This is a genomic window from Jiangella alkaliphila (assembly GCF_900105925.1).
Lineage (GTDB): Bacteria > Actinomycetota > Actinomycetes > Jiangellales > Jiangellaceae > Jiangella > Jiangella alkaliphila.
In genome coordinates this window covers 7,478,849-7,504,226 of sequence record NZ_LT629791.1, presented here as the reverse complement: position 1 = coordinate 7,504,226, position 25,378 = coordinate 7,478,849, and the positions used below count along the sequence as shown (strand labels likewise).

Below are 25,378 nucleotides of genomic sequence, written 5' to 3'. Positions count from 1 at the left end.
GCCGTCTGGGCTGGTCGCTGCCGCTTTTCTGACCTTGTCGGTGGGCCCGGCTAGGGTGGTTCGCATGTTCGAGGAAGCGCTGCTGTCTGCTCCGTTGCCGGGTATAGGCCCGGCGTCGGAGGGTCAGTGCGTGGCGCCGGACCCGTGCGATGTGATCGATCCCGACCTGGATGCTCAGCTGGACCAGCTGGCCGCCGGCTACGCCGCGGTGCCTGCGGCAGCGGTGTTCCCGCCCGACGCGGACGAGTTGCCTCCGGGGCCGGAGCTGGCGGCGATGGTCGCCCGGTTCGACCCGGCGCATGCCGAGGCGGGTGACCTGCTGGAGGTGGCCGCGGCGCTCGGCCGGTTGGAGGCGTGGACCGAGGGTCTGCAGGCGGCGGTCTCGGCCGCGCTCGCCTCACGGGCGGAGATGCGCCCCGACCAGACCGGATACAGGTCGGCGAACCCGGTGACGAACACCGCGGTCGCGGTGGCCGGGCGCCGCCACCTCACCGCCAGGCAGGCGGAGAACCTGGTCGGTCACTCGCTGCAGCTGGTCGAGGACTTCCCCGACACGCACGCTTGCCTGTCGGCCGGGTTGATCGATCTGCGGCGTGCTCGAGTCATCACCGACGAGCTCGGCGGACAGGACCCGGCCGTGCGGGAGCGGGTGGAGGCCGCGGTGTTGCCGAAGGCGCCGCACCTGGATTCTGTTGCTCTGCGGGCGCTGATCAAGCGGTTGCTGCATGAGCTCGCGCCGGTCGAGACCGCCGAGCGTCACCGGCGTGCTCGTGACCGCCGGTATGTGGCCGTCACGCCGGCGTCGGACGGGATGTCGTTCGTCGAGGCGCTGATGCCGGCGGAGGACGCCACCGCGATCGACACGGCGTTGAACGTCGCCGCCGCGGACGCCAAGCGCGCCGACGCCGCCGCCGGGAGGCCGGCCCGCACCCGAGACCAGCGCCGCGCCGACGCCCTCGCCGACCTGGGCTGGGAAGCCCTCACCGCCTGCGCCGACGCCGCCACTCGCCCCACCCCCGACCCCACCCCCGGCCAGACTGCCGCGGCTGCGACGAGCAGCGGCCCGCCCGAGCGAGCAACGGCGGTGACGACCGGGCCGCGGCGGCGGCCGATCAGCGTGCACGTCACGATCCCGTTCACGGCACTGTGCGGGCTGACCGACGAGCCCGGCGAGCTGGACGGGTACGGGCCGATCCCCGCCCACGTCGCGCGAGCCTTGGCCGCCGAGGGGGTGTGGACCTGGCTATCCACCGATCCCGGCACCGGGCAGCTGCTCGACCTCGGGCGCAGGAAGTATCGGCCCACCAAGGCGCTGGCCGACTTCATCACCGCCCGCGACCGCACCTGCCGCGCACCGGGCTGCCACCGGGCCGCCCGCAGCTGCGACATCGACCACATCGTGTCCTTCGCCGCCGGCGGCGCCACCTCGGCCGCGAACTGCCACGCGCTGTGCGAAACCCACCACCTGCTCAAACACCACGCCAAGTGGGCCGTCGAACGACAACCCGACGGCACCACCCGATGGCGCAGCCCGACCGGACACCACTTCCTGAAGCCGCCCGCGCGGGCGGGCTAGGGCTGGACGAAGTAGGCGGCGGGCTCGTCCTTCAGCGCCCGCAGCAGCCTGGCCCGGTGGTCGTCATCCAGGGGCGGTAGGTCGTCGGGCGCGAACCACCCGACCGCCAGCGACTCGTCGTCGTTCACCTGTGCCTCGCCGCCGACCGGCCGGCACCGGAACGCGACGTCCATGAACTGGACGCGGTCGCCGTTCGGGTAAGCGACGGCCGGTCCGGTGAGGACGCTGGTGATGCGGTCGACCTCGATGTGCACGCCCGTCTCCTCGAACGCCTCCCGCACGACGGCGACGGCGGGCTGCTCGCCGGGCTCGAGGATGCCGGAGATCAGCGCCCACTGGCCGGTGTCGGAGCGCTGGTGCAACAACACCCGCCCCTCGTCGTCGACGATCACCGCGGTCACGCCGGTCAGCCACAGCAGGTCGTGGCCGACGTGTTCGCGCAGGTTCAGGATGAACTCAGGAGTCGGCACGGATCAGGACGTTACCGCGTCACTCGAAGCCGCCGAAGTCGCCACCGCCGCCGTCGAAGCCGCCGCCGCCCCAGTCGCCACCGCCGCCGTCGAAGCCGCCGCCGCCCCAGTCGCCACCGCCGCCGTCGAAGCCGCCGCCGCCGTCGCCGCCTCCACCGTCGATGTAGACCGGGCTCGACATCGCAGACCCGAGCATCGTGCCGATGAGCATGCCGGGCAACAGGCCGCCGAAGTAGCCGCCCGCCCAGCCGCCGTACGCAGGCCCGGCGTCGTAGTACGGCCGCCGCTCACCGTCGTCGCCGACCGGGACCATGCGGGTCTCGGGGTCCTCCCCGTTCCTGACCCGGAACGCGTCGGCCGCGCATGCCGGGACGGTACGCGGCGCACCGCCGGCGGGCGCCCACTCGATGTCCTCGACCGACGGGCCGTGACCGGGGTCGAAGAAGCAGGGCAGCCGCCGCGCGGGCAGTGGCTCGCCCTTGGCGCGGGCGTCGACGCACGCCAGCAGCCAGCGACCTTCTTCCAGGGCGTGGGTGACCGGCTTGAGGTCGGTGGGCCTCTCGGCGCGGTCGGCGAACGTCTTGGCGTTCTCGTAGAGGTCGAGGGCGCGGCCGTACTCGTTGCGGGCCTCGATCGGGACCTTGGAGTCCTGGCGCAGGTCGAGGTCGAGCTCGGAGAGCCGCTCACCGTATTTGGTGATGTCTTCCTCGAGAGCTCCGCGGACCTGCTGGAGCTGAGCGCGTTCCTTGCTCCGCTTGTTGCGGCGGTACAGCAGGAAACCCCCACCGCCCGCCGCCGCCAGGATCGCAAGGGGCAGCAGCCCGCCGCCGGCACCGCCGCCGTCGCCCGACCCGGAGCTCGCACCTCCGTCGCCTCCGGAGCCTTGTCCGGAGATGGTTTGCTCTGCCGTGTCGACGAAGCTGGAGATGCCCTCGCCGAGATTGTCGGGGGAGTTTCCAAGCTGCTGAGTGGCCATCTGGTCGGCGTCGGTGAAGGCGGTGGAGCCGGCGCTCAGCCGCTGATCACCGAAGACCACGAGATAGGTGCCCTCTCCGAGCTGCTGGTTCAGCTGGCCGGCCACGCCGGGATCGGCCATGGCAGTAGGAAGGACAGCGACGAAGAACGTCGAGGACGCCCCTTCGATGGCGGAGCGCGCATCGGACTGGGCGGCGTCGTCGAACGTGACTCCCTCGTCGTTGAGTTCGCCGACCGCGTCGGGGTGCACGTAGAGGGGGGAACGTTCGAGCTCGGAAGCGACGTCGTCCAAGTTGCTCGCCATGTACCCATCATCCACGGTCTTGGCCTCTGTGCCACGAGCAGGTCCGCCTGAGTCGATCAGGCGGCGCGACGTTGTCGGGGACAGGTGGTTCGATGGACCCGTGGAGAAGGTCACCTGGGGCCAGGTGCTCGCCCGCCGGCTGCGGCGCCTGCACGTCACCGACCCGTCCGCCGATCTGGTCGGCACGGCGGGCCGGCTGGTCGGGCTGCACGCGCAGGTGGCGTCGTCCGCCGAGCTCATCGCCGGGGTGCGCACACCCGGCTACCGGCTGGGCGACGCCTCGACGGCGCTGTGGACCGACCGCACGCTGGTGAAGACGTGGGGCATGCGCGGCACGCTGCACCTGTTCCCGGCCGACGATCTGCCGCTGCTGGTCTCGGCGTGGGAGCACCGGCAGTGGCCTAACGTCAACGCCGCCTGGGAGCGCTACCACGGCATCAACCTCGCGGCGCTCAAACAGATCACCGAGGTCATCGGCGAGGTGCTGCCGGGCAAGGTGCTCACGCGCGAGGAACTGCTGGCCGAGATCGCCACCGTCGTGAAGGCGCCGGGGCTCGAGGAGGCCGTGCGGTCCGGCTGGGGCCAGATGTTCAAGCCGGCCGCCGCGGGCGGCCTGCTCTGCTCGGGGCCTGAGCGCGACCGCAACGTCACCTTCACCAGCCCGCGCACCTGGCTGCCCGACGTCTCGTGGGACGCGCAGCCCGACCACTCGACCGCCATGACGGCCGTCCTCGAGCGGTTCCTCGACGTCTACGGTCCGGCCACGCACGAGGACTTCAGCCGCTGGTGGGGCGTCGACGCCGCCAAGGCGCGCCGGCTGTTCAAGGAATACGCCGAGGTCATGGTCCAGGTCGAGGTCGACGGCATCGCCCACTGGTCCACGCCGGCCACGCTGGCCGACCTCCAGAAAGAGAAGGCCGACGCCACCGGGGTGCAGCTGCTGCCGGGGTTCGACCCGTACGTCATCGCGCCCATCGGGCACCGCGAGCAGACGGTGCCCGACGGCTTCATCGACCGCGTGTCGCGCGCCGCCGGCTGGATCTCGCCGGTCCTGCTGGTCGACGGCGTCGCCCGCGGCGTGTGGAGCCATGAGCTGAAGAACGGCACCCTCACCGTTACCGTCGAGCCGTTCGCGAAGGTCACAGCCGCCACGAAGAAGGCGGCCAAGACCGCCGCCGCCCGCTACGGTGAGCTGTACGACGCCGAGCCGCGGCTCACCTGGGGGTGAGGGTCAGCCCTCGATGGTGCAGATGACGGCGCCGTTGCCGATCGTCGTGCCCACCTCGGCGCTCAGCCCGGTGACCGTGCCGGCCTTGTGCGCCGTGATCGGCTGCTCCATCTTCATCGCCTCCATGACGACCACGACGTCGCCCTCGGCGACCGTCTGCCCGTCCTCGGCGACCACCTTGATGATCGTGCCCTGCATCGGCGACGTGAGCGCGTCGCCACCCGCCGCCCCCGCGGCCCCGCCGGCCCGACCGGCGGCGCGGCGCACCGGCCGCCGGGCAGTACCCGGGTTGACGGCCCCAGCGCTCGCCGACGCCCCGAGCCCGGCCGGCAGCACGACCTCCAGCCGCTTCCCGCCGACCTCGACGGTGACCCGCTCGCGCGCGTCGTCGCCCTCGGCGCCGTCTGCGTCGCCGCCGGTGAACGGGGGGACGGGGTTCGCCCACTCGGTCTCGATCCAGCGGGTGTGGACGGCGAACGGCTCGCCGTCGGCGGCCGGGACGAACGCGGCGTCGTCGAGGACCGCGCGGTGGAACGGGATGACGGTGGCCAGCCCGCCGACCTCGAACTCGGCCAGCGCCCGCCGGGCCCGCTCGACCGCCTGCCGCCGCGTGGTGCCGGTGACGATCAGCTTGGCCAGCAGCGAGTCGAAGTTCTGCCCGACGACGCTGCCCGCTTCGACGCCCGCGTCGACCCGCACGCCGGGCCCCGACGGTGGCCGGAACGTCGTGACCCTGCCCGGGGTGGGCAGGAAGTTGCGGCCGGGGTCCTCGCCGTTGATGCGGAACTCGATGGAGTGGCCGCGGACGACCGGGTCGTCGTAGCCCAGCTCCTCACCCTCGGCGATGCGGAACATCTCGCGGACGAGGTCGAGGCCGGTGACCTCCTCGGTGACCGGGTGCTCGACCTGCAACCGGGTGTTGACCTCGAGGAACGAGATGGTGCCGTCGGTGCCGACGAGGAACTCGCAGGTGCCGGCGCCGACGTAGCCGGCCTCGCGCAGGATCGCCTTGGACGCGCGGTAGAGCTGCGCGTTCTGCTCGTCGGTGAGGAACGGCGCGGGCGCCTCCTCGACCAACTTCTGGTGCCGCCGCTGCAGCGAGCAGTCGCGGGTCGAAATCACAGCGACCGCGCCATATCGGTCGGCCAGGCACTGGGTCTCGACGTGCCGCGGCCGGTCGAGATAGCGCTCGACGAAGCACTCGCCGCGGCCGAACGCCGCGACCGCCTCGCGCACCGCGGACTCGTACAGCTCCGGGATCTCCTCCAGCGTGCGAGCGACCTTGAGGCCGCGGCCGCCGCCGCCGTAGGCCGCCTTGATGGCGACCGGCAGGCCGTGCTCCTCGGCGAACGCGACGACCTCGGCGGCGCCGGTGACGGGGTCGGACGTGCCCGCGACCAGCGGGGCGCCGGCCCGGGCGGCGATGTGGCGCGCGCTGACCTTGTCGCCGAGCGCGGTGATGGCGGCCGGCGGCGGGCCGATCCAGACCAGCCCGGCGTCGAGGACGGCCTGCGCGAACTCGGCGTTCTCGGCCAGGAAGCCGTAGCCCGGGTGGACGGCGTCGGCGCCGGCCCGCTCGGCGACGTCGAGCAGCTTGGCGATGACCAGGTAGGTCTCGGCGGCGGTCGCGCCGTCGAGCGCGTAGGCCTCGTCGGCGAGCCGGGCGTGTGGCGCGTCGCGGTCGCCGTCGGCGTAGACGGCGACGCCGGCCAGGCCGGCGTCGCGGCAGGCGCGGAGTACCCGCACCGCGATCTCGCCGCGGTTGGCCACGAGAACCTTGCTGATCCGGCGGTACTCCACGCTGACTCCTCCCAGAACTGGAGGCGAGTCTAAGCGGAACGCCGGGTGTCTCCTGGTCGCGGGCAACCGGCGCGGCCCGTCCTGCGTGTTCACGGCATCGAGGCAGACAGGCGAAGCGGGGTCGTGATGCTTATAGAGTCCCCAGACGGGGAAGCCGCACCGGCCGTGGGTGCGACGGTGATCGCGGGCCGCTCCGAGCCGGACGAGGCGACCATGGAGTTCGAGGAGTTCGCCCGGGCCAGTCTGCCTGGCCTGCTGCGCTACGGATACGCGCTGACCGGGTCGCCGCACGACGCGGCCGACCTCGTGCAGACGGCGCTGGAGAAGGCCGGCGCGCGCTGGTCGAAGATCATCCGGCACGACACCGACCCGCTCGCCTACGTGCGGCGGTCGATGGCGAACGCGCACGTGAGCCGTTGGCGGCGGCGCCGGCGCGAGGTGCTGGTCGACGAGCTGCCCGATCGCGGCGTGTCCCTTCCGGACCGTCTCGACGGCGAGCCGCTCTGGCAGGCACTGGCCGGCCTGCCGCCGCGGCAGCGCGCCGTGGTGGTGCTGCGCTACTACGAGGACCTGTCCGAGGCGGAGATCGCCGCGGCTCTGGGCATCACCGCGGGCACGGTGAAGAGCCAGGCGAGCAAGGCCCTGACGAAGTGGAGGACGACCATGTCCTCGGTGGAGGGAAGAGACCGATGAACGAGTTCGACGACGAACTGCGCCGCCTGCTGGGCGACGACCGGCTCGCGCTCACACCGCGCGCCGACGCCGTCGACCGGATCGTGCGGGGCGCCCGGCGCCGCCGCGCCGCCCGGCTGGCCGCGACGACGGTGGGCTCCGTCGGCATGGTCGCCGCGCTGACTGTGGGATCGTTCGCCGTGGCGGACCAGTTCACCGCCGGTCCGGACGCTGTCGGCCCGGCGGGGACGCCGTCCGGCGCGACGGACGATCCGACGACCCCGGCGCCGACCACCACCACGCCGGCCGAGCCGGTCATGGTGTACCCGAACGAGGGCATCGACGGGCTCACCGTCGGCACGAAGCTCGCCGACCTGGAGAACCTCGACGGCGTCGAGATCACCCGGTTCGAACCGGAGGACGGGTACACCGAGCTCTGCTACGGCGAGTACCGCAGCGCCAACGCGCACGGGTACATCTCGACCCGCGGCACGTTCGGCGTGACCCCGGACGACCTGAACCCGTACTACGAGGTGTCCACCATGCACTTCGACGTGCCGGTGGCGACGCCCGAGGGCATCACGCCGGGCTCGTCCGAGAGCGACCTCCTCGCGGCGTACCCGAACCTCGACCTCTTCGGCAAGCCCGACAACGGGCACCGCGCGACGTTCGAGGGCGAGGACATCATCGTGCGCGGCTGGGAGTTCACGATGGCCGGCGGCGTGGTCACCGAGATCATGATGGAGGGCCTGCAGCAGTGCCACCGCGCGCCGATCCTCGACCCGCCCACCGGCGGCGACGAAGGCGGCGAGGGCGACGAGACCGGCGAGGAGCCGCAGGATCCGCCCGCCGGCACCGAGCCGCCGAACGACGAGACCGGCGCCGACGAGGGGACCGAGACCGGCACCGAGACGCCCGGCGGCGAGACCGACGCCAGCTGGCGGGTTGAGGGGGAGGACATCTTCGCTCCGATCCGGCTCGGCATGACGCTGACCGAGCTGCAGGCCGTCGACGGCGTCGTCATCACGCCGATGGAGGACGAGTTCGGGGTGTGCCACAGCCGCTTCGAGCTGGGCGACGACGTCTCCGGGTGGGTCTCCGTGCGCTCCGACTGGGTCACCGAGGCGGAGCGTGCGGAATCCGACGACGACTACCGCGTCACGGCTGTCACCTCGCTGGCGGCGGGCCTCACGACGCCGCTCGGCATCGGGCCCGGGTCGACGATCGAGCAGGTCCGCGAGGCCTACCCGGACGTCAGGGAGGGCGACACGTTCGACCCGTTCGTCGCGGACCCCGGCAACCCGGCGGTGCGCTGGATCTTCCTCAGCAGCGACGGCGAGACGGTGTCGGGCCTCGGCCTCGACGCCGGACAGATCTGCGCTGGCTGACCCGACAGGAACCTGCATTGGACACAGGCAACCGGACGGCTCGTCCGGGCGTCATCACAGCAACGAGGCAGAACGGGCGAAGCGGGGTCGTGATGTTCCTTCAGTCTCCTGGCGAGGAGGCCGCACCGGCGGTGGGTGCGGCGGCGTTCGCGGGCCGTTCCGAGGCGGGCGAGGCGACGGTCGAGTTCGAGGACTTCGTCCGGGCGAGTCTGCCCGGGCTGCTCCGATACGCGCACGCGCTGACCGGGTCGCCGCACGACGGCGCCGACCTGGTGCAGACGGTGCTGGAGAAGGTGGGGTCGCGCTGGGGGAAGCTCATGCGCCAGAACGTCGACCCGCAGGCCTACGTCCGCCGGGCGATCGCGAACGCGCACGTGAGCCGCTGGCGTCGTCGTCGCCGTGAGGTGCTGGTCGACGAGTTCCCCGAGCGCGCCGACCTGCCGGCCGACCGCCTCGACGGCGAGCCGGTCTGGCAGGCACTGGCCGAGCTGCCGCCACGGCAGCGGGCGGTGCTGGTGCTGCGCTACTACGAGGACCTGTCCGAGGCGCAGATCGCGGCGGCACTCGGGATCTCCACGGGCACGGTGAAGAGCCAGGCGAGCAAGGCGCTGGCGAAATTGAGGGCGAGTCTGTCCTCGGTGGAGGGAAGCGACCGATGAACGACTTCGACGACGAGTTGCGCCGGATCTTCGGCGACGACCGGCTCGCGGTGCCGTCCAGCACCGACGCGGTCGGGCGGATCGTCCGCGGCGCTCGCCGGCGACGCACGGTGCGCATGGTCGCGTCCACGGCGGCTTCGGTCGGTGTGGTGGCCGCGCTGGCGGTCGGCTCGATGGCCGTCACCGGTCAGTTCTCCGCCGACGCCGGGTACGAGCCGGAACCGGCCGAGTCGCCGGCCATGCTCGCCCCGGAGCTGACTCCGGACCCGGTGACGCTGCCGGCTCCCGCGGCCAGCCCGTCCGAAACGCCCGTCGGCGACCCCACCGGAGCGGCCACCGGAGAGCCGGCCGGCGACGTGACGGGCGACCCGACGGGGTCGTCGGCCGGTGGCGCCGATCCGGGCGGCGAGCAGCCCACGGACGTCCCGGTCCCGGTGGACGTCATCGGCCTGCCGCTGCTCGACCCGGCCGCGCCGTTCGACGGCGTCCAGGTGCGCATGACGCTGGCCGAGCTGCAGCAGGTGCCCGGGGTGCAGATCACCCGGCTGCGCGGCGACTCCGACCGGCCGGAGCTGTGCTACGGCGAGTTCCGCACCGAGCGGGCGCACGGCTACATCTCGCTGCGCGGGGCGATCGGCGAACCGCCGGAGGACATCATGGCCGCCTACGAGGTGGCGACCCTGGTGCCGGACGTCCCGGTGCGCACGCCCGAGGGCATCGGGGTGGGCAGCCTCGCCGCCGACGTCTGGACCGCGTATCCGGAGACCTCCGCGGACGACGGCGACGACCTCGCCACGGTGATCCGCGGGCTGGACGGCGTGATCTCGTTCTGGGCATTCGAGGTCACCGACGGCCTGGTGAGCCGGATCGTCCACGACGGCCTGGACAACTGCGGCGCGAACCCGCAGCCATACGAGGAACCGGACCTGCCGGTGTTCGACCCGGCAGGGCTGGAAGGCGTCCAGATCGGCATGACGCTGGCCGAGCTGGAGGCGTTGGGCAACGTCGAGATCGATACCACCCATCAGGGCGGCGCCTGCTACGGCAGCTTCGTCCGCGGGCAGGTGTCGGGATGGATCTCACACCGGCGCGACCTGTCAGGGGACGGCTCGATCGACGACAGCGAGTGGCGGGTCACGGTGCTCCGGTCCAGTGCGGAGGTCCGGACGCCGGAGGGGATCAGGGTCGGGTCGACGAGGAGCGAGGTGCTCGCCGCCTATCCGGGTCTGATCGAGGGTGACTCGTTCGACCCCTATGTGACCGTCGCGGGCCGGCCAGACCTGCAGTGGGTCATCAACTTCGCCGGCGGTGACCTGGTGGACAACTTCCATCTCGACGGCGGGCAGAACTGCTACGGGTGAACCGTCAGCCGGTGAGGCGGCCCAGGTCGGCGCGGCAGCGGCGCTCCAGTTCGGCGAGGTCGGACAGGGTGGCGTCGATGTCGCGCCGCCGCTGTTCCAGCTCGTCGCGCCGGTGCTCGATCTGGTCGAGCAGGTAGCGCAGCTGGCCGACTTCGCCGGGCTCGGCGTCGTACATGCCGATGATCTTCTTGATCTCGTCCAGCGGGAAGCCGAGCCGCTTGCCGCGCAACACCAGGCCCAGCCGCACGCGGTCGCCGTCGTGGAAGACCCGGCGGGTCCCGTTGCGGGCGGGGGTGAGCAGGCCCTGCTCCTCGTAGAACCGGATCGTGCGCAGCGTGATGCCGTACTCGTCGGCCAGTTCGGCGATGCTCCACGTCCGCTCGGTCTCGGTCACACCCACTCCTCCGGTCCCATCACTGGTACGACGGTCGAACTTACGTTAACGTAAACGTCAAGTACGCACGCGCTACGGAAGCGGGAACCACATGTTCGAGCTCTCCACCGAACACGAGGAGTTCCGCGCGGTCGTCCGCGACTTCGCCCGGGCCGAGATCGCGCCGCACGCCGCCGAGTGGGACCGCAAGCACGAGTTCCCGACCTCCGTCCTCCGGGCCATGGGCGAGCTGGGGCTGTTCGGCCTGACCGCGCCCGAGGAGTACGGCGGCGCGGGCGGCGGCCTCACCAGCCTGTGCGTGGCGATCGAGGAGATCGGCCGGGTCGACCAGTCGATGGGCATCACGCTCGAGGCGGCCGTCGGTCTGGGCATCACGCCGATCCTGTCCTACGGCACCGACGAGCAGAAGGCCCGCTGGCTGCCCGACCTGCTCGCCGGCCGCGCGCTGGCCGCGTTCGGCCTCACCGAACCCGGCTCCGGATCCGACGCCGGCGCCACGACGACCCGTGCGGTCCTCGACGGCGACCAGTGGGTCGTCGACGGCGCCAAGCAGTTCATCACCAACTCCGGCACCGAGCTGACCAGCTGCGTCACCATCACCGCACGCACCGGCGAGCGGCCCGGCGGCGGCGCGGAGATCTCCGCGATCATCGTCCCCGCCGGCACGCCGGGCTTCATCGTCGAGCCGGCCTACGACAAGCTCGGCTGGCACGCGTCCGACACCCACCCGCTGACGTTCGACGGCGCCCGGGTGCCGGCCGACCACCTGCTCGGGCAGCGGGGCCAGGGGTTCGCGCAGTTCCTGGCGACGCTCGACGACGGCCGCATCGCCATCGCGGCGCTGGCGGTCGGCTGCATCCAGGCCATGCTCGACGCGTCGGTCGGCTACGCGCACGAGCGGACATCATTCGGCGTGCCGATCGGCGCCAAGCAGGCCGTCGCGTTCCAGATCGCCGACCTCGAGGTCATGGCACAGGCCGCCCGGCTGCTGACGTACCGCGCGGCGGCCCTGCGCGACGCCGGCGCGCCGGCCGAGCAGGTGAAGCAGGCGGCGGCGTCGGCCAAGCTCTACGCGACGGAGTCCGCCGTCACCGCGACCCGGGTCGCGACCCAGGTGCACGGCGGCTACGGGTTCATGGAGGAGTACCCGGTGGCGCGCTTCTACCGCGACGCGAAGATCCTCGAGATCGGCGAGGGGACCAGCGAGATCCAGCGGCTCGTGCTCGCGCGCGGACTGGGGCTGCCGGTTCAGGCATGATCGTGCCCGTGACAGGGAGGGGCGCCGTGGGGCGCGACCACTACGCCGAGGTCGACGCGGCGCGCAAGGCGACCGAGGTCCCGTCGGACGCCGGCGCCGCCAAGCTCGCGGCGCAGGGCAAGCTCTACGTCCGCGACCGCATCGACCTGCTGTTCGACACCGGTACGTTCGTCGAGGACGGCCAGCTGGCCAACGCGCTGGCCACCGGCCTGCCCGCCGACGGCGTCGTCACCGGCCGCGGGCTGGTCGAGGGCCGGCCGGCGCTGGTCGTCGCGAACGACTCCACCGTCAAGGCCGGTTCGTGGGGCGCCCGCACCGTCGAGAAGATCGTCCGGGTCACCGAGACGGCGCTGCGCGACGAGCTGCCGGTGTTCTGGTTCATCGACTCCGCCGGCGCCCGCATCACCGACCAGGTCGACCTGTTCCCCGGCCGCCGCGGCGCCGGTCGCATCTTCCACAACCAGGTCGCGCTGTCCGGCCGGGTGCCGCAGATCTGCTGCCTGTTCGGGCCCAGCGCGGCCGGCGGCGCCTACATCCCGTCGTTCTGCGACATCGTGATCATGGTCGAGGGCAACGCGTCGATGTACCTCGGCTCGCCGCGGATGGCCGAGATGGTCGTCGGCGAGAAGGTCACGCTCGAGGAGATGGGCGGCGCCCGTATGCACGCGACGGTGTCGGGCTGCGGCGACAACCTCGCCGCCGACGACGCCGAGGCGATCGAGCAGGCGAAGGCGTTCCTCTCCTACCTGCCCGGGTCGTGGCGCCAGGCCCCGCCCACGTACGCCGCCGGCGGCGCGGCCCGCGAGTTCACCCGCGACCTCGTCCCCGCCGAGGAGTCGGTCGGCTACGACATCCACGATGTCATCGGCGCGCTCGTCGACGACGACTCGTTCTTCGAGGTCAAGCCGCTGTTCGCGGCCGAGCTGGTGACCGGGTTCGGGCTGCTGGAGGGGCAGCCGGTCGGCGTCGTCGCGAACCAGCCCGCCGTCAAGGGCGGCGTGCTGTTCACCGACTCCGCGGACAAGGCGGCCCGGTTCATCTGGCTGTGCGACGCGTTCAACGTGCCGCTGATCTACCTCGCCGACGTGCCCGGCTTCATGATCGGCTCCGAGGTCGAGCGGCAGGGCATCATCCGGCACGGCGCCAAGATGATCACGGCGGTCGCCGAGGCGACGGTGCCGACGGTCTCGGTGATCGTCCGCAAGGCCTACGGCGCCGGCCTCTACGCGATGTGCGGTCCCGGCTTCGGCCCGGACGCCTGCCTCGCGCTGCCGACGGCGAAGATCGCGGTCATGGGCCCGGAGGCGGCCGTCAACGCCGTCTACTTCAACAAGATCGCCGCCATCGAGGACGAGGCCGAGCGGGCCGCGTACGTGGCCGGGCTGCGGCTGGAGTACGAGGCCGACATCGACATCCTGCGGCTGGCGTCCGACCTCGTCATCGACGCGATCGTGGAGCCTGAGGAGCTACGGGGCCAGCTGGTCGCCCGCCTGGCGGCCGCCGCCGGCAAGGACCGCCGCTTCTCCGAACGTCGCCACGGGGTGCCGCCGGTCTAGGGGGTGTCTGATGGATCTTGGTGGATGCGGGCGGCGTCCAGTCGTCGGTCCAGCAAGGCGGAGGAGGAGATCGATGCGGTGCCATCGGGCGACGACGCCAACGCAGCTGGTCGGCGTCTGGGCGTCGATCCGCGCCGCCGAAGATCCATCAGACACCCCCTAGCCTTCGCGGGTGGCGGCGCGACGGGCGCGGCGGCGGACCGGCTCGTGGTCGGGGTCGGTGCGCCACAGCTCGGTGATCGAGACGCCGAGCCGGCCGAGCAAGGTCCGCAGCAGGGGCAGCGACAGCCCGACGACGCTGTGGTGGTCGCCGTCGATGGCGGTGACGAACGGGCCGCCGAGGCCGTCGATGGTGAAGGCGCCGGCGACGCGCATCGGCTCGCCGGTGGCGACGTAGGCGCGGATCTCGGCGTCGGAGAGGTCGGCGAAGTGCACCGTCGTGCTGGCGGTGTCGCCGATGGACCGGCCGGTGCCGCCGTCGTCGGGTTCGCGCAGGTCGATCAGCCAGTGGCCGGTGTGCAGGACGCCGGACCGGCCGCGCATGCGCCGCCAGCGGCGGACGGCGTCGAGGGCGTCGGCGGGCTTGCCGTGGATCTCGCCGTCGAGTTCGAGGACGGAGTCGCAGCCGAGGACGATCATGCCGGCGAACGTCTTGCCGGCGACCCGTTCGGCCTTGGCCCGGCCGAGCAGCAGCGGCACGTCGTGCGGCGGTATGGGGCCTCTGGCGCGGGCCTCGGCCAGGACCGCGTCCTCGTCGACGCCGGAGACCTGGACCACGGGTTCGATGCCGGCCGAGCGCAGGGTCGCCAGCCGGGCGGGGGACTGGGAAGCGAGCAGCAGGCGCACCACGGACCTCACGTTACCGAAAATGATCATCGGCGGTCGATGCCTGTGACTGGATCGACCGCCGACGATCATCGGGTGAGTATGATCACGGAGAGGTTAACGCCAAGTCGGCCGTCTTGTCTCGATCTTCGCCGCCGTCGGCGAACACGTCACCGCGCCGGTCGGAGTTGTAGACGTCGAGGTCCAGCAGGCCCTCACGCTTGGCGACGATGGTCGGGACCAGCGCCTGCCCGGCGACGTTGACCGCCGTGCGGCCCATGTCGAGGATGGGGTCGACGGCGAGCAGCAGGCCCACGCCGGCCAGCGGCAGGCCCAGCGTCGACAGCGTCAGCGTGAGCATGACGGTGGCGCCCGTCGTGCCGGCGGTCGCGGCCGAGCCGACGACGGAGACCAGCGCGATCAGCAGGTAGTCCGACACCGACAGGTCGAGGCCGAAGAACTGCGCCACGAAGATCGCCGAGATCGCCGGGTAGATCGCGGCGCACCCGTCCATCTTCGTCGTCGAGCCGAACGGCACCGCGAACGACGCGTAGGACCGCGAGACGCCGAGGTTGCGCTCGGTGACCTGCTCGGTCACCGGCAGCGTGCCGACCGACGAGCGGGACACGAAGCCCAGCTGGATCGCCGGCCAGGCGCCGGTGAAGAACTTCAGCGGGTTCAGGCCGTGCGCCCGCAGCAGGACCGGGTAGACGACGAACAGCACCAGCGCCAGCCCGACGTAGATGGCCAGCGTGAACCGGCCGAGCGAGCCGATCGCGTCCCAGCCGTAGTCGGCGACGGCGTAGCCGAGCAGGCCGATGGTGCCGATCGGGGCCAGCCGGATGATCCACCAGAGCACCTTCTGGACGATCGACAGCGCGGCCCGGTTGAACGCCAGGAACGGCTCGGCCTTGTCGCCGATCTTCAGCGCGGCGATGCCGATGGCCGCGGATACGACCACGAACTGCAGCACGTTGAACGACAGGCTGGTGGCCGCCGCCCCGGACTCCGGGTCGATCGACGTCGACGCCGTCAGTGCGAGGAAGTTGGTCGGCACCAGGCTGGTGAGGAACGCCCACCAGTCGCCGGTGCGGCCCGGCTCGGCGGCCTGGTCCTGGGTGACGGACGTGTGGTCGCCCGGCTGCAGGATCAGGCCGAGCGCGATGCCGATGGCGACCGCGATCAAGGCGGTGATCGCGAACCACAGCAGCGTCTGCCCGGCCAGCCGGGCCGCGTTGGTGACGTTGCGCAGGTTCGCGATGCTCGCGACGATCGCGGTGAAGATCAGCGGGATGACGGCCGCGCGCAGCAGGTCGACGAACAGCCCGCCGACGGTGTCGAGGGTGCTGGTCAGCCAGTTCGGGTTGCCGTCGGCGGCCGGGCCCAGCTCACGGGCCACGAGGCCGAGGACGACCCCGAGCGCCAGGCCGAGCAGGACCTGGACGGAGAACGAGGGCAGACGCAGCCGGCGGGACGCGGGCGCGCCGGCGGTCGTGGTTTCGGACATGCAGAGACCTTCCGGAACGGGGGGAGGGGACGGGGTGAGGCGGGAGCCGCGCGCGGGCAGACTGCGTCGCCGGGGCAGGGCTACGCCCTGGGCGCGCGCGGGTGCTGCGGACTAGGCCGGACAGGCAGAACTGGCCTGACGTCGCAGATCGACGTGCAGGCGCTGAGTGAGACCCCAGATATTCACCATGTCAGCGTGCTCAACGAGCCGTCATGACCTGGGTATTCCCGATTCCGGGAGATTTTCCGGGACAATTCGGCACGATCATGCCCACGAGTGGCAACATTGGCCCCAGGCGACTGCCGGCTACGCCGGCAGTGTCGACCGAGCCTGTGATCGTGCGATGGGGGGCCATCATGCACGACGTCCATCGTGCCGCCGGGACGCCGGTGTTCCTCGACCCACGCGGCCGGCGGCGCCGCTGGCTGGTCGGCTACGGGCTGGCGGTGGCGGTGCTCTGCATCCTGTACGTCGTGCTGCTGGTCGCGGGCCTGACCGCCGATCCGGTCCGGCCCGGCGGCGCGGAGTCCGTGGAACCGCCGGCCGAGCGGGCACCGCGGCCCGCCGAGGTCGGCGTCTCGCGATGAGACGCGGCCGGCCGCTCGCCCTGCAGGGCCGGCGATCGCGGGTCGTGCGCACGAACCCGGCCGCCGCGCCGCGGCTGCACTGGCTGCTGCTCAGCGTGATCGCCGTCCTCCTCGCCGTCCTGTTGCTGGTGAACGGGCTGGTGATGGCGCAATTCGGCGCCGATCACGAGGTCGAGGCGCCCGGCGGCGCCCACGGCGTGCCGGACCTGGTCCACGCCGGTGGCCCGCTGATCGACCTGCGCGGCGGCGTCGCTCGCACCCACCCGATCCCGGACCGGACCGTGGTGCTCACGTTCGACGACGGGCCTGACCCGGTGTGGACGCCGCAGATCCTCGAGGTGCTGCGCCGGCACGACGTCCCCGCCACGTTCTTCGTCGTCGGCAACCTCGCCGCACGCCGGCCGGACCTGGTCCGCGACATCCGGGCGGCCGGCGGCGAGGTGGGCGTCCACACATTCACCCATCCGGACCTCGCCTACGTGCCGGACTGGCGGCGCGAGCTGGAGCTCTCGCAGACCCAGCTCGCTGTCGCCGGCGCCGCGGGCGTGACGTCGTCGCTGGTGCGGCCGCCGTACTCGTCGGTGGCGGAGGCCGTGGACGACGTCAGCTGGCGGGCCCTGCGCTACCTCGGCCAGGAGGGCTATCTCACCGTCCTGACCACGCACGACACCAAGGACTGGGCCCGTCCCGGCGCGGCGGCGATCGTGCGCGACGCCATCCCGAGCGACGGCGCGGGCGGCGTCATACTGATGCACGACGCCGGTGGCGACCGGTCGCAGACGGTCGAGGCGCTGGACCGGCTGATCCCCGAGCTGCGGGCCCGCGGCTACCGGTTCAGCACGGTCGGTGAGCTGGTCGGGAACGAGGAGGTCAACCCGCCGGCCGGCTGGACGGAGGAACTGCGCGGCGCGACCTTGCTCGTCCTGGTGCGGGCGGCGACGGCGACGACGACCGTCCTGGCCGTGCTGACGGCAGTGGCGGGCGGCCTGGTGATCCTGCGGCTGCTGACGCTGGTGGTCCTGGCCGGCCGGCACGCACGGCGGTGGCGCAGGAGAACGCGGCGGACGGCGGTCCGCGAGCCGGTGTCGGTGATCGTCCCCGCGTACAACGAGGAGGCGTGCATCGCCGCCACGGTCCGGTCGGTGGCCCGCAGCGATCACCCGATCGAGGTGATCGTGGTGGACGACGGCTCCACCGACGCGACGGCGGAGGTGGTGGGCGCGCTGGACCTGCCGGGCGTCACGGTGATCAGGCAGCCCAACGGCGGCAAGCCGGCTGCCCTGAACACCGGCATCGCGCGCGCCCGGCACGACCTCATCGTCATGATGGACGGCGACACCACCTTCGGCCGGGACACCGTCCGCCGGCTCGTGCAGCCGTTCGCCGACCCCGGTGTCGGCGCCGTCGCCGGCAACACCAAGGTCGCGAACCGGTCCGGGGTGCTCGGCGCCTGGCAGCACATCGAGTACGTCGTCGGCTTCAACATCGACCGCCGGGCCTACGACGTGCTGCAATGCATGACGACGGTGCCCGGCGCCGTCGGCGCGTACCGGAGGCGCGCGTTGACCGGTGTCGGCGGCGTCAGCGACGACACGCTGGCCGAGGACACCGACCTGACCATGGCGATCTCGCGGGCCGGCTGGCGGGTCGTCTACGAGCCCGGCGCCATTGCCTGGACCGAGGTGCCCGCCGGCATGGGCGAGCTGTGGCGGCAGCGCTACCGCTGGAGCTACGGGACCATCCAGGCGATGTGGAAGCACCGGCGGGCCGTGGTCGAGCCGGGGCGGTCGGGCCGCTTCGGCCGGGTCGGGCTGCTGCACCTGGCGCTCTACCAGGTGCTGCTGCCGTTGCTGGCGCCGCTGATGGACGTGTTCCTCGTGTACGGCCTGCTCTTCCTCGACCCGGTCCGCACGGTCGTGGCCTGGCTCGCGCTGGTCGTCAGCCAGCTGCTGGCCGGGGCCTACGCGTGCCGGCTCGACGGCGAGCGCATGCGCGGCCTGTGGCTGCTGCCGCTGCAGCAGCTGGTGTACCGGCAGCTGATGTACGCGGTCGTGATCCAGTCGATCGTCACGGCGCTGGCCGGGATCCGGCTGCGCTGGCAGAAGCTGCGCCGGGCCGGCGGCCTGCCGGGACCGGCGGATCGGCCCGGTGCCGTCCCCGCCGCCGCGGAGCCGCCGCGATGACCGGGTCGGCTGTGACGCCTCGCGAGCGGTACCTCGACGTGTACCTGTCGGTGGCGCTGGTGTGCGTGATGGGCGCTCAGCTGGCCGGCACCGCCTGGCGGCCGGTCGTGGTCCCGGCGATGGGTGTGCTGTTCGCCGTGGCGGGCTCGCTGATGGCGCGGTCGCTGGAGCACGGCGGCGGTTTCGACGCGGTCGCCCGGCAGCTGCGCCGGCTGCTGCCGCCGCTGTGGCTGCTGGGCGCGGTGGTCGTGCCCGCGATGTTCTGGCACGGCTGGACCGTCCGCGACGGCGTCGACCCGCTGCGCTGGAACGAGCTCGTCTACTGGATCGTGCCGCTGCTGGACCCGCCCGGCAGCGCGTGGGCGGCCGACGTCACCGAGCCGCTGTGGTACGTCCGTGCCTACCTCTGGTTCGTCGTCCTGTCACCGGTGCTGATGTGGGCGTTCCGCCGCTGGCCGGTGGGTACGGTGCTCGCGCCGCTCGCCCTCGTCGTCGCGATCGGCGCCGGCGGACTGGATCCGGACGCGCTCGGCGCGGCCGCCGGTGGTGTGCGCGACTTCGCCACGTTCGGTGCCTGCTGGCTGCTCGGCTTCGCCGACCGCACCGGGGCGCTGCGCCGGCTGCCCGTCTCGGGCGCCGTGGCCCCAGCCGTCTCCGTCGCGATCTGCGCCGGCCTGGCCTGGGCGCTGACCCATCGCGGCACCGGGTGGGGCGACCTCGACGGCATCCCGCTGGCGCTCTGGTCGGTGGCGATCGTCCTGCTGCTGTTGCGCTGGTCGCCGTCGGCGGATCCGGTCGAGCGTCTGCCAGGGGCGAGCCGGCTGGTCGACTTCACGGCGGCGCGCGCCGTGACGCTCTACCTGTGGCACAGCGTCGCCATCGCCCTGGCGTGGGCGGCCGGCGACGAGTTCGGCGTCGCCCGGCTGGGGCCGGTCGCCGTCGTCGCGGCGGCGCTGACGGTGCTGGCCGCGGTCCTGTTCGGCTGGGTCGAGGTCATCGCCGCCGGGCGGCCGCGCCGTCCGTGGTGGAACCGTGGCGTCGCGGTCGTGTTCAGCCGGACCGGCCTGGCGGCGCTCACCGCCGTGCTGGTGGCCGCCTGGGCGACGGCGCCGGACCCGCCCGCGAACCCCGAGCCGGAGCGGTTCGGCACCGTCGGCGCCTACATCGTCCCGTGGGACCAGGACCGCGGCCTGGCGTCGCTGCCCGACACGGCCGGTGCGCTGAACTCGCTGAGTCCGGTCTGGTACACGCCGACGGACGGCGGCGGCCTCGAGCGCAACCAGTCCTCCGAGATCGAGCCGGTGGTCCGCCGGGCCGAGTCGCTCGGCCTGGAGGTGATCCCGTCGATCAGCAACTACCGCGACGACCACTGGGACGGCGCGCTGGTGCACCGGCTGGTCACCGACCCGCAGCTGCGGGCCGTCCACGTCGCGGCGATCACCAGCACCGTCCGCACGAACGGCTGGGACGGGATCGACATCGACTACGAGGCGCTGACCCCTGTCAGCTACGCCGCCTTCGGCGAGTTCCTCCGCGAGCTCGGCGACGCCCTGCACGCCAGCGGTCACCGGCTGACGGCGGCGCTGCCGGCGGTGACCGCCGACGACCCGCGCGGTGTCGCCGGCCTCTACGCGGTGGCCGGCGAGGCCGTCGACGAGGTGCGCATCATGGCCTACGACCACGCGTGGTCCGGCTCCGACCCGGGCCCGATCGCGCCGGTCGCGTGGGTGGCCGACGTCGTACGGTTCGCCGTCGTGCACGTCCCGCGCGACCGGCTGGTGCTCGGGCTGGCCGCGCACGGCTACGACTGGAACGCCGGCGGCGAGGGACCCGCCCAGAGCGTGATGTTCGCCGACGCCATGGCCGCCGCCGAGCATCACGCCGGCTCCGTCTACTGGGACACCGACGCGCAGGCGCCTTGGTTCGCCTACCTCGACGGCGGCGACCAGCACGCCGTCTGGTTCGAGGACGCGGCCAGCCTCGCCGCCAAGGTCGAGCTCGTCGACGAGCACGGCCTCGGCGGCGTGTTCCTCTGGCGGCTGGGCGGCGAGGACCCGCAGCTCTGGCGCGTCCTGCGGGCGCCGGCGGACGGTGACCGGCGCGGCTAGAGGCGGGCCAGGGCCTCGCGCAGCGGGTCGAGGCCGAGCGAGCCGAGGTCGAGTGCCGCGCGGTGGAACTCGCGCAGGTCGAACGCGTCGCCCTTGCGCCGCCGGGCGTCGTCGCGGGCGGCCAGCCAGATCCGCTCGCCGATCTTGTACGACGGCGCCTGGCCCGGCCAGCCGAGGTAGCGGTCGACCTCGAAGCGGAGGAACTCGGCGGGCATGCGGCAGTGCGCCCGCATGAAGGTGTACGCCGACTCCGGCGTCCACCGGCCGGCCGGCAGCCCGTCCGCCGCGACCAGCGACGCGGGGACGTCCTTGCCCAGGTGGAAGCCGATGTCGACGACGACGCGGGCGGCCCGGAATGTCTGGCTGTCGAGCATGCCGAGGCGGTCGCCGGGGTCGTCGAGGAAGCCGAGATCGGCCATCAGCCGCTCGGCGTACAGCGCCCAGCCCTCGCCGTGGCCGGACACCCAGCAAAGCAGCCGCTGCCAGCGGTTGAGCACCTCGCGCCGGTACATGACCTGGGAGACCTGCAGGTGGTGGCCGGGCACGCCCTCGTGGAACACCGTCGTCGTCTCGCGCCAGGTGGAGAACTCCTCGACGCCTTCGGGGACCGACCACCACATGCGGCCCGGACGGCTGAAGTCGTCGCTCGGGCTGGTGTAGTAGATGCCGCCCTCCTGGGTGGGCGCGATGCGGCACTCCAGCCGGCGGATCGGCTCCGGGATGTCGAAGTGCACGCCGTTCATGGCCTCGATGGTGCGGTCGGACAGTTTCTGCATCCACGACTGCAGCCCGTCGGTCCCGGTGATCTTGCGGGCCGGGTCGGCGTCGAGCGCGGCGACGGCGTCGTCGACGGTGCCGCCGGGGACGATGTCCTGCGCGACCTCGGCCAGCTCGGCCTCGAGGCGGGCCAGCTCGGCGACGCCCCACTCGTAGGTCTCGTCGAGGTCGACGGCCGCGCCGAGGAAGTACCGGGAGGCGACGGCGTAGACGTCACGGCCGACGGCGTCCTGCTCGCGGGCCGCCGGCGCCGCCGTCTCGCCGAGGTAGCCGCCGAACGCCCGGAACGCCTCGGACGCCGCCGCGGCGGCCGCGTCGAGGTCGGCGCGCAGTGCGTCGGGCCCGCCCGCGGCCAGCCCGGTGAAGAACGTGTCGGCGACCCGTGCGGCCTGCTCGGCGACGGCGAGCACCTGGCGGCGGGCCGGCGGGAGGCCCGCGGCGATGTCGGCGTCCATCGTCGCGCGGTACTGCTCCAGCGTGGCCGGCACCGCGCGCATGCGGGCGGCGATGTTCGCCCACTGCTCGTCGGTGTCGGTGGGCATCAGGTCGAACGTCTCGCGGGTCCAGTGCATGGGGCTCTCGATGACGTTGAGGCTGCGGTTCAGCCCGGCCTCATCCATCTCGACGTCGAGCGACAGCCGCTCGCGCATCGCCGCGCCGGCGACCCGCTCGCGCTCGTCGGCCGCGGTGGCCGTCTCGAGCGCGGCGAGGGTCCGCTCCGCGAGCGCCCGGCGCTGCGCGAACCCGTCCGGCGACAGGTCCGTGCTCTGGTCGTCGTAGCCGCTCAGGCCGGCGTAGGTGGCGGTGTACGGGTCGAGGGCGGCGTACTCGTCGACGTAGGCGTCAGCGATCTCGTCGACGGTGCGCGGCGGCTGCGGAGTGGTCACGTGGGTGACCTTATCCGGGCGATCCTGGGGCGAGAAGGACGCTTGACGGGCAGATCTTCGTCAGCGCGGCAGCGCGCTGGCCCGCCACGCTCCGGCGCCCGGCGTCAGAGGCGCCCGCCGCCTCGTCCAGTACGACGCCCACGCCGACCGCGGCGGACCGGACGGCGCGCGCCCACCCGCCGCCTTCGCCGTCAGCACGACGACGAGCGCGGCCAGCTCGTCGTCGGTGGGCGTCCCCTTGACGACCCGGAACAGCGGCGCATCGCTCACGCTGCCGACTCTAACGCGTCAATGCCCCTCAACGTCACTGCCCCTCAACGTCACTGCGACCGGAACGGCAGCAGCCGGTCCGGCTCGCGCCCGTAGCCGTCGACGCGCAGGTGGTCGGGGCGGACGTGGACGATCGAGTAGGCGTTGGTGTCCAGCTCGACCATGCCGCGGAACGTCACGTAGTGGACGCCGTTCCGGAAGCCGTAGTTGCCGGCGTGGTTGTGCCCGTTGAAGTAGCCGATGACGTTGTCGAACTCGTCGATCAGCGCGAGCAGCTCGTCGTCGTTCCACGCGTTGTGGGCGTTCTTCGGGAAGACCGGGTGGTGCGAGCTGAGCACGACCTTCTCGCCGCGCCGCCGGGCCATGGTCAGCACGCCGCGCAGCCAGGCCAGCTGGTCCTCGCCGACGGCGCCGTTCCAGGTCTGCGCGTTGGGCGCGCCCTGCCGCACCAGCTCCGCGTACATGTCCTGTGCCAGCTCGTGCTTCTCCGAGCCGGGCGGGTGCGCGTACGTGCTGACGTCGTTGGTGTCGAGGACGACGAACCGCCAGTCCTGGCGGCGGTAGTGTAATAGGGCGCGGGCGGGTGGTACTTCACCCGCCGCGCCTTCTCGAACGTCGGCAGCAGTTCGGCGAAGCTGCGCTCGAACCGGTCGACGAAGTCGCCCAGGTGCGTGATGAAGTCCAGGTCGGCCTGGTTGAACGTGTCGACGGCCTCGGCCAGCTTGCCGATGGACGAGCGGTAGTAGCGGGTGCCGGTGTCGGGGAAGTCGGCGTACTGGCAATCGGCGATGACGCCGAACCGGAACCCGTCCTCGTCGGCAGCCGCGGCTGTCGCCGTCCCGCCCAGTGCGAGCGGGATCGCCACGGCGCCGGCCGATGCGCCCAGGAAGCCTCGGCGGCTCAGCCTCGCGCGTGCGCTGTCGTCCATGGTGACAGCCAACCCAGCCGACCGGGCGGCCCGCGGAAGCGGCCGCGAACGCGGCGTGAACTCCCGATGACTCCGGCTTCAGAGCGGGATGTTGCCGTGCTTCTTCGGCGGCAGCGTCTCGCGCTTCGTGCGCAAGGCCCGCAGCGCCTGCGTCACCGCGACCCGGGTGCGCGACGGCTCGATGACGGCGTCGACGTAGCCGCGTTCGGCGGCGACATATGGGTTGGCCAGGGTGTCCTCGTACTCGGTGACGAGCTGGGCGCGGCGCTCGGCCGGGTCGTCGGCGTCGGCCAGCTCGCGGCGGTAGAGGATGTTCACCGCTCCCTGGGCGCCCATGACGGCGATCTGTGCGCTCGGCCAGGCGAGGTTGACGTCGGCGCCGAGGTGCTTGGAGCCCATGACGTCGTAGGCGCCGCCGTAGGCCTTGCGGGTGATGGTCGTCACCAGCGGCACGGTCGCCTCGGCATAGGCGTAGATGAGCTTCGCGCCGCGCCGGATGATGCCGTTCCACTCCTGGTCGGTGCCGGGCAGGAAGCCGGGCACGTCGACGAAGGTGAGGACGGGGAGGTTGAACGCGTCGCAGGTGCGGACGAACCGCGCGGCCTTCTCCGACGCGTCGATGTCGAGGGTGCCGGCGAACTGCATCGGCTGGTTCGCGACAACGCCGACGGACTGGCCCTCGACCCGGCCGAAACCGACGATGATGTTGCCGGCGAACAGCGGCTGCACCTCGAGGAAATCGCCGTCGTCGAGCACGGTCTCGATGACCGTGTGCATGTCGTACGGCTGGTTCGCACTGTCCGGCACCAGGGTGTCCAGGGCCAGGTCGGAGTCGGTGACGTCGAGCGAGGCGACGGCGTCGGGGAACGACGGCGCGGGGTCGAGGTTGTTCTGCGGCAGGTACGACAGCAGCGCCTTGACGTAGTCGACGGCGTCGGCCTCGTCGCCGGCCATGTAGTGGGCGTTGCCGCTCTTGGTGTTGTGCGCCCGGGCCCCGCCCAGCTCCTCGAAGCCGACGTCCTCGCCGGTGACGGTCTTGATGACGTCGGGCCCGGTGATGAACATGTGCGACGTCTGGTCGACCATGACGGTGAAGTCGGTGATGGCCGGCGAGTACACGGCGCCGCCGGCGCACGGGCCCATGATCAGCGAGATCTGCGGGATGACGCCCGACGCGTGCACGTTGCGGCGGAAGATCTCGCCGTACAGCCCGAGCGAGACGACCCCCTCCTGGATGCGCGCGCCGCCGGAGTCGTTGATGCCGATCATCGGGCAGCCGGTCCGCAGCGCGAAGTCCATGACCTTGACGATCTTCTCGCCGAAGACCTGGCCGAGGCTGCCGCCGAACACGGTGAAGTCCTGGGCGAACACCGCGACCTGGCGGCCGTCGACGGTGCCGAAGCCGGTGACGACGCCGTCGCCGTAGGGCCGGTTCTTCTCCATCCCGAACGCCGTGGAGCGGTGCCGGGCCAGCTCGTCGAACTCGACGAACGAGCCCTCGTCGAGCAGCATCGCGATGCGCTCGCGGGCGGTCCGCTTGCCCCGCGCGTGCTGCTTCTCGACCGCTCGCTCGGAGCCGGCGTGCACGGCGTCGTCCATCCGCTGCCGCAGGTCGGCGAGCTTGCCCGCGGTCGTGTGGATGTCCGGAACCTCGTCGGTCATCGG

At 72.5% G+C, this 25,378-nt stretch carries 23 protein-coding genes; 11 read left to right on the top strand and 12 right to left on the bottom strand.

The genetic code is table 11. The features are described from left to right. Positions 1 to 64: 64 nt before the first annotated feature. A complete protein-coding gene (locus BLV05_RS34380; protein WP_083421465.1) occupies positions 65 to 1,576 on the top strand; it encodes an HNH endonuclease signature motif containing protein in 1,512 nt (503 codons plus the stop codon). On the opposite strand, the gene BLV05_RS34375 is transcribed toward BLV05_RS34380, so the two are convergent. Both BLV05_RS34375 and BLV05_RS34370 read right to left on the bottom strand, forming a co-directional pair. After that, positions 1,573 to 2,046, bottom strand: coding sequence for an NUDIX hydrolase (locus BLV05_RS34375; RefSeq protein ID WP_046769498.1), 474 nt, complete (start codon positions 2,044 to 2,046; stop codon positions 1,573 to 1,575). The genes BLV05_RS34380 and BLV05_RS34375 overlap by 4 nt on opposite strands. 19 nt (positions 2,047 to 2,065) lie before the next feature. Continuing rightward, positions 2,066 to 3,325, bottom strand: coding sequence for a hypothetical protein (locus BLV05_RS34370; protein ID WP_083421464.1), 1,260 nt, complete (start codon positions 3,323 to 3,325; stop codon positions 2,066 to 2,068). Between the two features lie 100 nt (positions 3,326 to 3,425). Here BLV05_RS34370 and BLV05_RS34365 point away from each other — a divergent pair, with 100 nt between their 5' ends. Continuing rightward, positions 3,426 to 4,553: a winged helix DNA-binding domain-containing protein gene (locus BLV05_RS34365; protein ID WP_052762579.1), complete on the top strand. Its 1,128-nt coding sequence runs from the start codon at positions 3,426 to 3,428 to the stop codon at positions 4,551 to 4,553. Between the two features lie 3 nt (positions 4,554 to 4,556). Here the strand turns inward: BLV05_RS34365 and BLV05_RS34360 are convergent, their stop codons facing one another. After that, the gene (locus tag BLV05_RS34360) at positions 4,557 to 6,338 is read right to left on the bottom strand and encodes an acetyl/propionyl/methylcrotonyl-CoA carboxylase subunit alpha (protein ID WP_046769534.1); all 1,782 of its coding nucleotides are present in this window, start codon (positions 6,336 to 6,338) and stop codon (positions 4,557 to 4,559) included. Positions 6,339 to 6,566: 228 nt separating this feature from the next. Between BLV05_RS34360 and BLV05_RS34355 the strand changes: the two genes are divergently transcribed. The 4 genes from BLV05_RS34355 (at position 6,567) to BLV05_RS34340 (ending at position 10,433) form a co-directional block, all read left to right on the top strand. After that, positions 6,567 to 7,046 (top strand): SigE family RNA polymerase sigma factor, encoded by a 480-nt coding sequence (locus BLV05_RS34355; protein ID WP_046769535.1) that lies wholly within the window; start codon positions 6,567 to 6,569, stop codon positions 7,044 to 7,046. Beyond that, positions 7,043 to 8,413: a hypothetical protein gene (locus BLV05_RS34350; protein ID WP_046769499.1), complete on the top strand. Its 1,371-nt coding sequence runs from the start codon at positions 7,043 to 7,045 to the stop codon at positions 8,411 to 8,413. Before BLV05_RS34355 ends, BLV05_RS34350 begins: the two co-directional genes overlap by 4 nt. A 92-nt stretch (positions 8,414 to 8,505) precedes the next feature. Next, entirely contained in the window at positions 8,506 to 9,072 is a 567-nt protein-coding gene (locus BLV05_RS34345) for a SigE family RNA polymerase sigma factor (protein ID WP_082155323.1), read from the top strand. Further along, the gene (locus BLV05_RS34340; protein ID WP_046769501.1) at positions 9,069 to 10,433 is read left to right on the top strand and encodes a hypothetical protein; all 1,365 of its coding nucleotides are present in this window, start codon (positions 9,069 to 9,071) and stop codon (positions 10,431 to 10,433) included. Before BLV05_RS34345 ends, BLV05_RS34340 begins: the two co-directional genes overlap by 4 nt. A 4-nt stretch (positions 10,434 to 10,437) precedes the next feature. Here the strand turns inward: BLV05_RS34340 and BLV05_RS34335 are convergent, their stop codons facing one another. Then, positions 10,438 to 10,827: a MerR family transcriptional regulator gene (locus BLV05_RS34335; protein ID WP_046769502.1), complete on the bottom strand. Its 390-nt coding sequence runs from the start codon at positions 10,825 to 10,827 to the stop codon at positions 10,438 to 10,440. Positions 10,828 to 10,918: 91 nt separating this feature from the next. Between BLV05_RS34335 and BLV05_RS34330 the strand changes: the two genes are divergently transcribed. Then, positions 10,919 to 12,085 carry an acyl-CoA dehydrogenase family protein gene (locus tag BLV05_RS34330; protein WP_046769503.1) on the top strand — a complete coding sequence of 389 codons (1,167 nt, stop codon included), beginning with the start codon at positions 10,919 to 10,921 and terminating at the stop codon, positions 12,083 to 12,085. Between the two features lie 26 nt (positions 12,086 to 12,111). Beyond that, complete coding sequence (locus BLV05_RS34325; protein ID WP_046769504.1) at positions 12,112 to 13,641, top strand: acyl-CoA carboxylase subunit beta; 1,530 nt, start codon at positions 12,112 to 12,114, stop codon at positions 13,639 to 13,641. 159 nt (positions 13,642 to 13,800) lie between these two features. Here the strand turns inward: BLV05_RS34325 and BLV05_RS34320 are convergent, their stop codons facing one another. The 3 genes from BLV05_RS34320 to BLV05_RS38950 form a co-directional block, all read right to left on the bottom strand. Continuing rightward, complete coding sequence (locus tag BLV05_RS34320; protein ID WP_063932564.1) at positions 13,801 to 14,490, bottom strand: Maf family protein; 690 nt, start codon at positions 14,488 to 14,490, stop codon at positions 13,801 to 13,803. 82 nt (positions 14,491 to 14,572) lie between these two features. After that, entirely contained in the window at positions 14,573 to 15,973 is a 1,401-nt protein-coding gene (locus BLV05_RS34315) for a dicarboxylate/amino acid:cation symporter (protein ID WP_046769506.1), read from the bottom strand. 111 nt (positions 15,974 to 16,084) lie between these two features. Next, on the bottom strand, positions 16,085 to 16,162 hold the full coding sequence (locus BLV05_RS38950) for a putative leader peptide (RefSeq protein WP_407717011.1): 78 nt from the start codon (positions 16,160 to 16,162) through the stop codon (positions 16,085 to 16,087). A gap of 149 nt (positions 16,163 to 16,311) precedes the next feature. Between BLV05_RS38950 and BLV05_RS34310 the strand changes: the two genes are divergently transcribed. From BLV05_RS34310 to BLV05_RS34300, 3 genes are read left to right on the top strand one after another with little or no spacing between them, the layout of a single operon-like run. Continuing rightward, a complete protein-coding gene (locus BLV05_RS34310) occupies positions 16,312 to 16,560 on the top strand; it encodes a hypothetical protein (RefSeq protein ID WP_152690801.1) in 249 nt (82 codons plus the stop codon). Beyond that, positions 16,557 to 18,743: a bifunctional polysaccharide deacetylase/glycosyltransferase family 2 protein gene (locus BLV05_RS34305; RefSeq protein WP_082155324.1), complete on the top strand. Its 2,187-nt coding sequence runs from the start codon at positions 16,557 to 16,559 to the stop codon at positions 18,741 to 18,743. The genes BLV05_RS34310 and BLV05_RS34305 overlap by 4 nt, the downstream gene beginning before the upstream one ends. Then, positions 18,740 to 20,851 carry a glycosyl hydrolase family 18 protein gene (locus BLV05_RS34300; protein WP_082155325.1) on the top strand — a complete coding sequence of 704 codons (2,112 nt, stop codon included), beginning with the start codon at positions 18,740 to 18,742 and terminating at the stop codon, positions 20,849 to 20,851. The genes BLV05_RS34305 and BLV05_RS34300 overlap by 4 nt, the downstream gene beginning before the upstream one ends. Here BLV05_RS34300 and BLV05_RS34295 read toward each other — a convergent pair. From BLV05_RS34295 to BLV05_RS34275, 5 genes are all read right to left on the bottom strand, one after another. Next, positions 20,848 to 22,515 (bottom strand): DUF885 domain-containing protein, encoded by a 1,668-nt coding sequence (locus BLV05_RS34295; RefSeq protein WP_046769508.1) that lies wholly within the window; start codon positions 22,513 to 22,515, stop codon positions 20,848 to 20,850. The genes BLV05_RS34300 and BLV05_RS34295 overlap by 4 nt on opposite strands. Before the next feature lie 60 nt (positions 22,516 to 22,575). Beyond that, on the bottom strand, positions 22,576 to 22,785 hold the full coding sequence (locus BLV05_RS34290) for an acyl-CoA carboxylase subunit epsilon (protein WP_046769509.1): 210 nt from the start codon (positions 22,783 to 22,785) through the stop codon (positions 22,576 to 22,578). Between the two features lie 50 nt (positions 22,786 to 22,835). Beyond that, on the bottom strand, positions 22,836 to 23,234 hold the full coding sequence (locus BLV05_RS34285; RefSeq protein WP_052762581.1) for a metallophosphoesterase family protein: 399 nt from the start codon (positions 23,232 to 23,234) through the stop codon (positions 22,836 to 22,838). Then, positions 23,153 to 23,713 carry a metallophosphoesterase family protein gene (locus BLV05_RS34280; RefSeq protein WP_052762582.1) on the bottom strand — a complete coding sequence of 187 codons (561 nt, stop codon included), beginning with the start codon at positions 23,711 to 23,713 and terminating at the stop codon, positions 23,153 to 23,155. The genes BLV05_RS34285 and BLV05_RS34280 overlap by 82 nt, the downstream gene beginning before the upstream one ends. 78 nt (positions 23,714 to 23,791) lie before the next feature. Next, positions 23,792 to 25,375, bottom strand: a complete 1,584-nt coding sequence (locus BLV05_RS34275; RefSeq protein WP_046769510.1) for an acyl-CoA carboxylase subunit beta — start codon at positions 25,373 to 25,375, stop codon at positions 23,792 to 23,794. Positions 25,376 to 25,378: the final 3 nt, after the last annotated feature.

What these genes read in the sequence shown, in the direction of transcription:
- BLV05_RS34370 (WP_083421464.1), bottom strand. Translation starts at nt 3,325, where the DNA reads ATGGCGAGCAACTTGGACGACGTCGCTTCCGAGCTCGAACGTTCCCCC.
- BLV05_RS34345 (WP_082155323.1), top strand. Translation starts at nt 8,506, where the DNA reads ATGTTCCTTCAGTCTCCTGGCGAGGAGGCCGCACCGGCGGTGGGTGCG.
- BLV05_RS34330 (WP_046769503.1), top strand. Translation starts at nt 10,919, where the DNA reads ATGTTCGAGCTCTCCACCGAACACGAGGAGTTCCGCGCGGTCGTCCGC.
- BLV05_RS34340 (WP_046769501.1), top strand. Translation starts at nt 9,069, where the DNA reads ATGAACGACTTCGACGACGAGTTGCGCCGGATCTTCGGCGACGACCGG.
- BLV05_RS34350 (WP_046769499.1), top strand. Translation starts at nt 7,043, where the DNA reads ATGAACGAGTTCGACGACGAACTGCGCCGCCTGCTGGGCGACGACCGG.
- BLV05_RS34380 (WP_083421465.1), top strand. Translation starts at nt 65, where the DNA reads ATGTTCGAGGAAGCGCTGCTGTCTGCTCCGTTGCCGGGTATAGGCCCG.
- BLV05_RS38950 (WP_407717011.1), bottom strand. Translation starts at nt 16,162, where the DNA reads ATGGTGAATATCTGGGGTCTCACTCAGCGCCTGCACGTCGATCTGCGA.
- BLV05_RS34300 (WP_082155325.1), top strand. Translation starts at nt 18,740, where the DNA reads ATGACCGGGTCGGCTGTGACGCCTCGCGAGCGGTACCTCGACGTGTAC.
- BLV05_RS34280 (WP_052762582.1), bottom strand. Translation starts at nt 23,713, where the DNA reads ATGGACGACAGCGCACGCGCGAGGCTGAGCCGCCGAGGCTTCCTGGGC.
- BLV05_RS34315 (WP_046769506.1), bottom strand. Translation starts at nt 15,973, where the DNA reads ATGTCCGAAACCACGACCGCCGGCGCGCCCGCGTCCCGCCGGCTGCGT.
- BLV05_RS34305 (WP_082155324.1), top strand. Translation starts at nt 16,557, where the DNA reads ATGAGACGCGGCCGGCCGCTCGCCCTGCAGGGCCGGCGATCGCGGGTC.
- BLV05_RS34275 (WP_046769510.1), bottom strand. Translation starts at nt 25,375, where the DNA reads ATGACCGACGAGGTTCCGGACATCCACACGACCGCGGGCAAGCTCGCC.
- BLV05_RS34355 (WP_046769535.1), top strand. Translation starts at nt 6,567, where the DNA reads ATGGAGTTCGAGGAGTTCGCCCGGGCCAGTCTGCCTGGCCTGCTGCGC.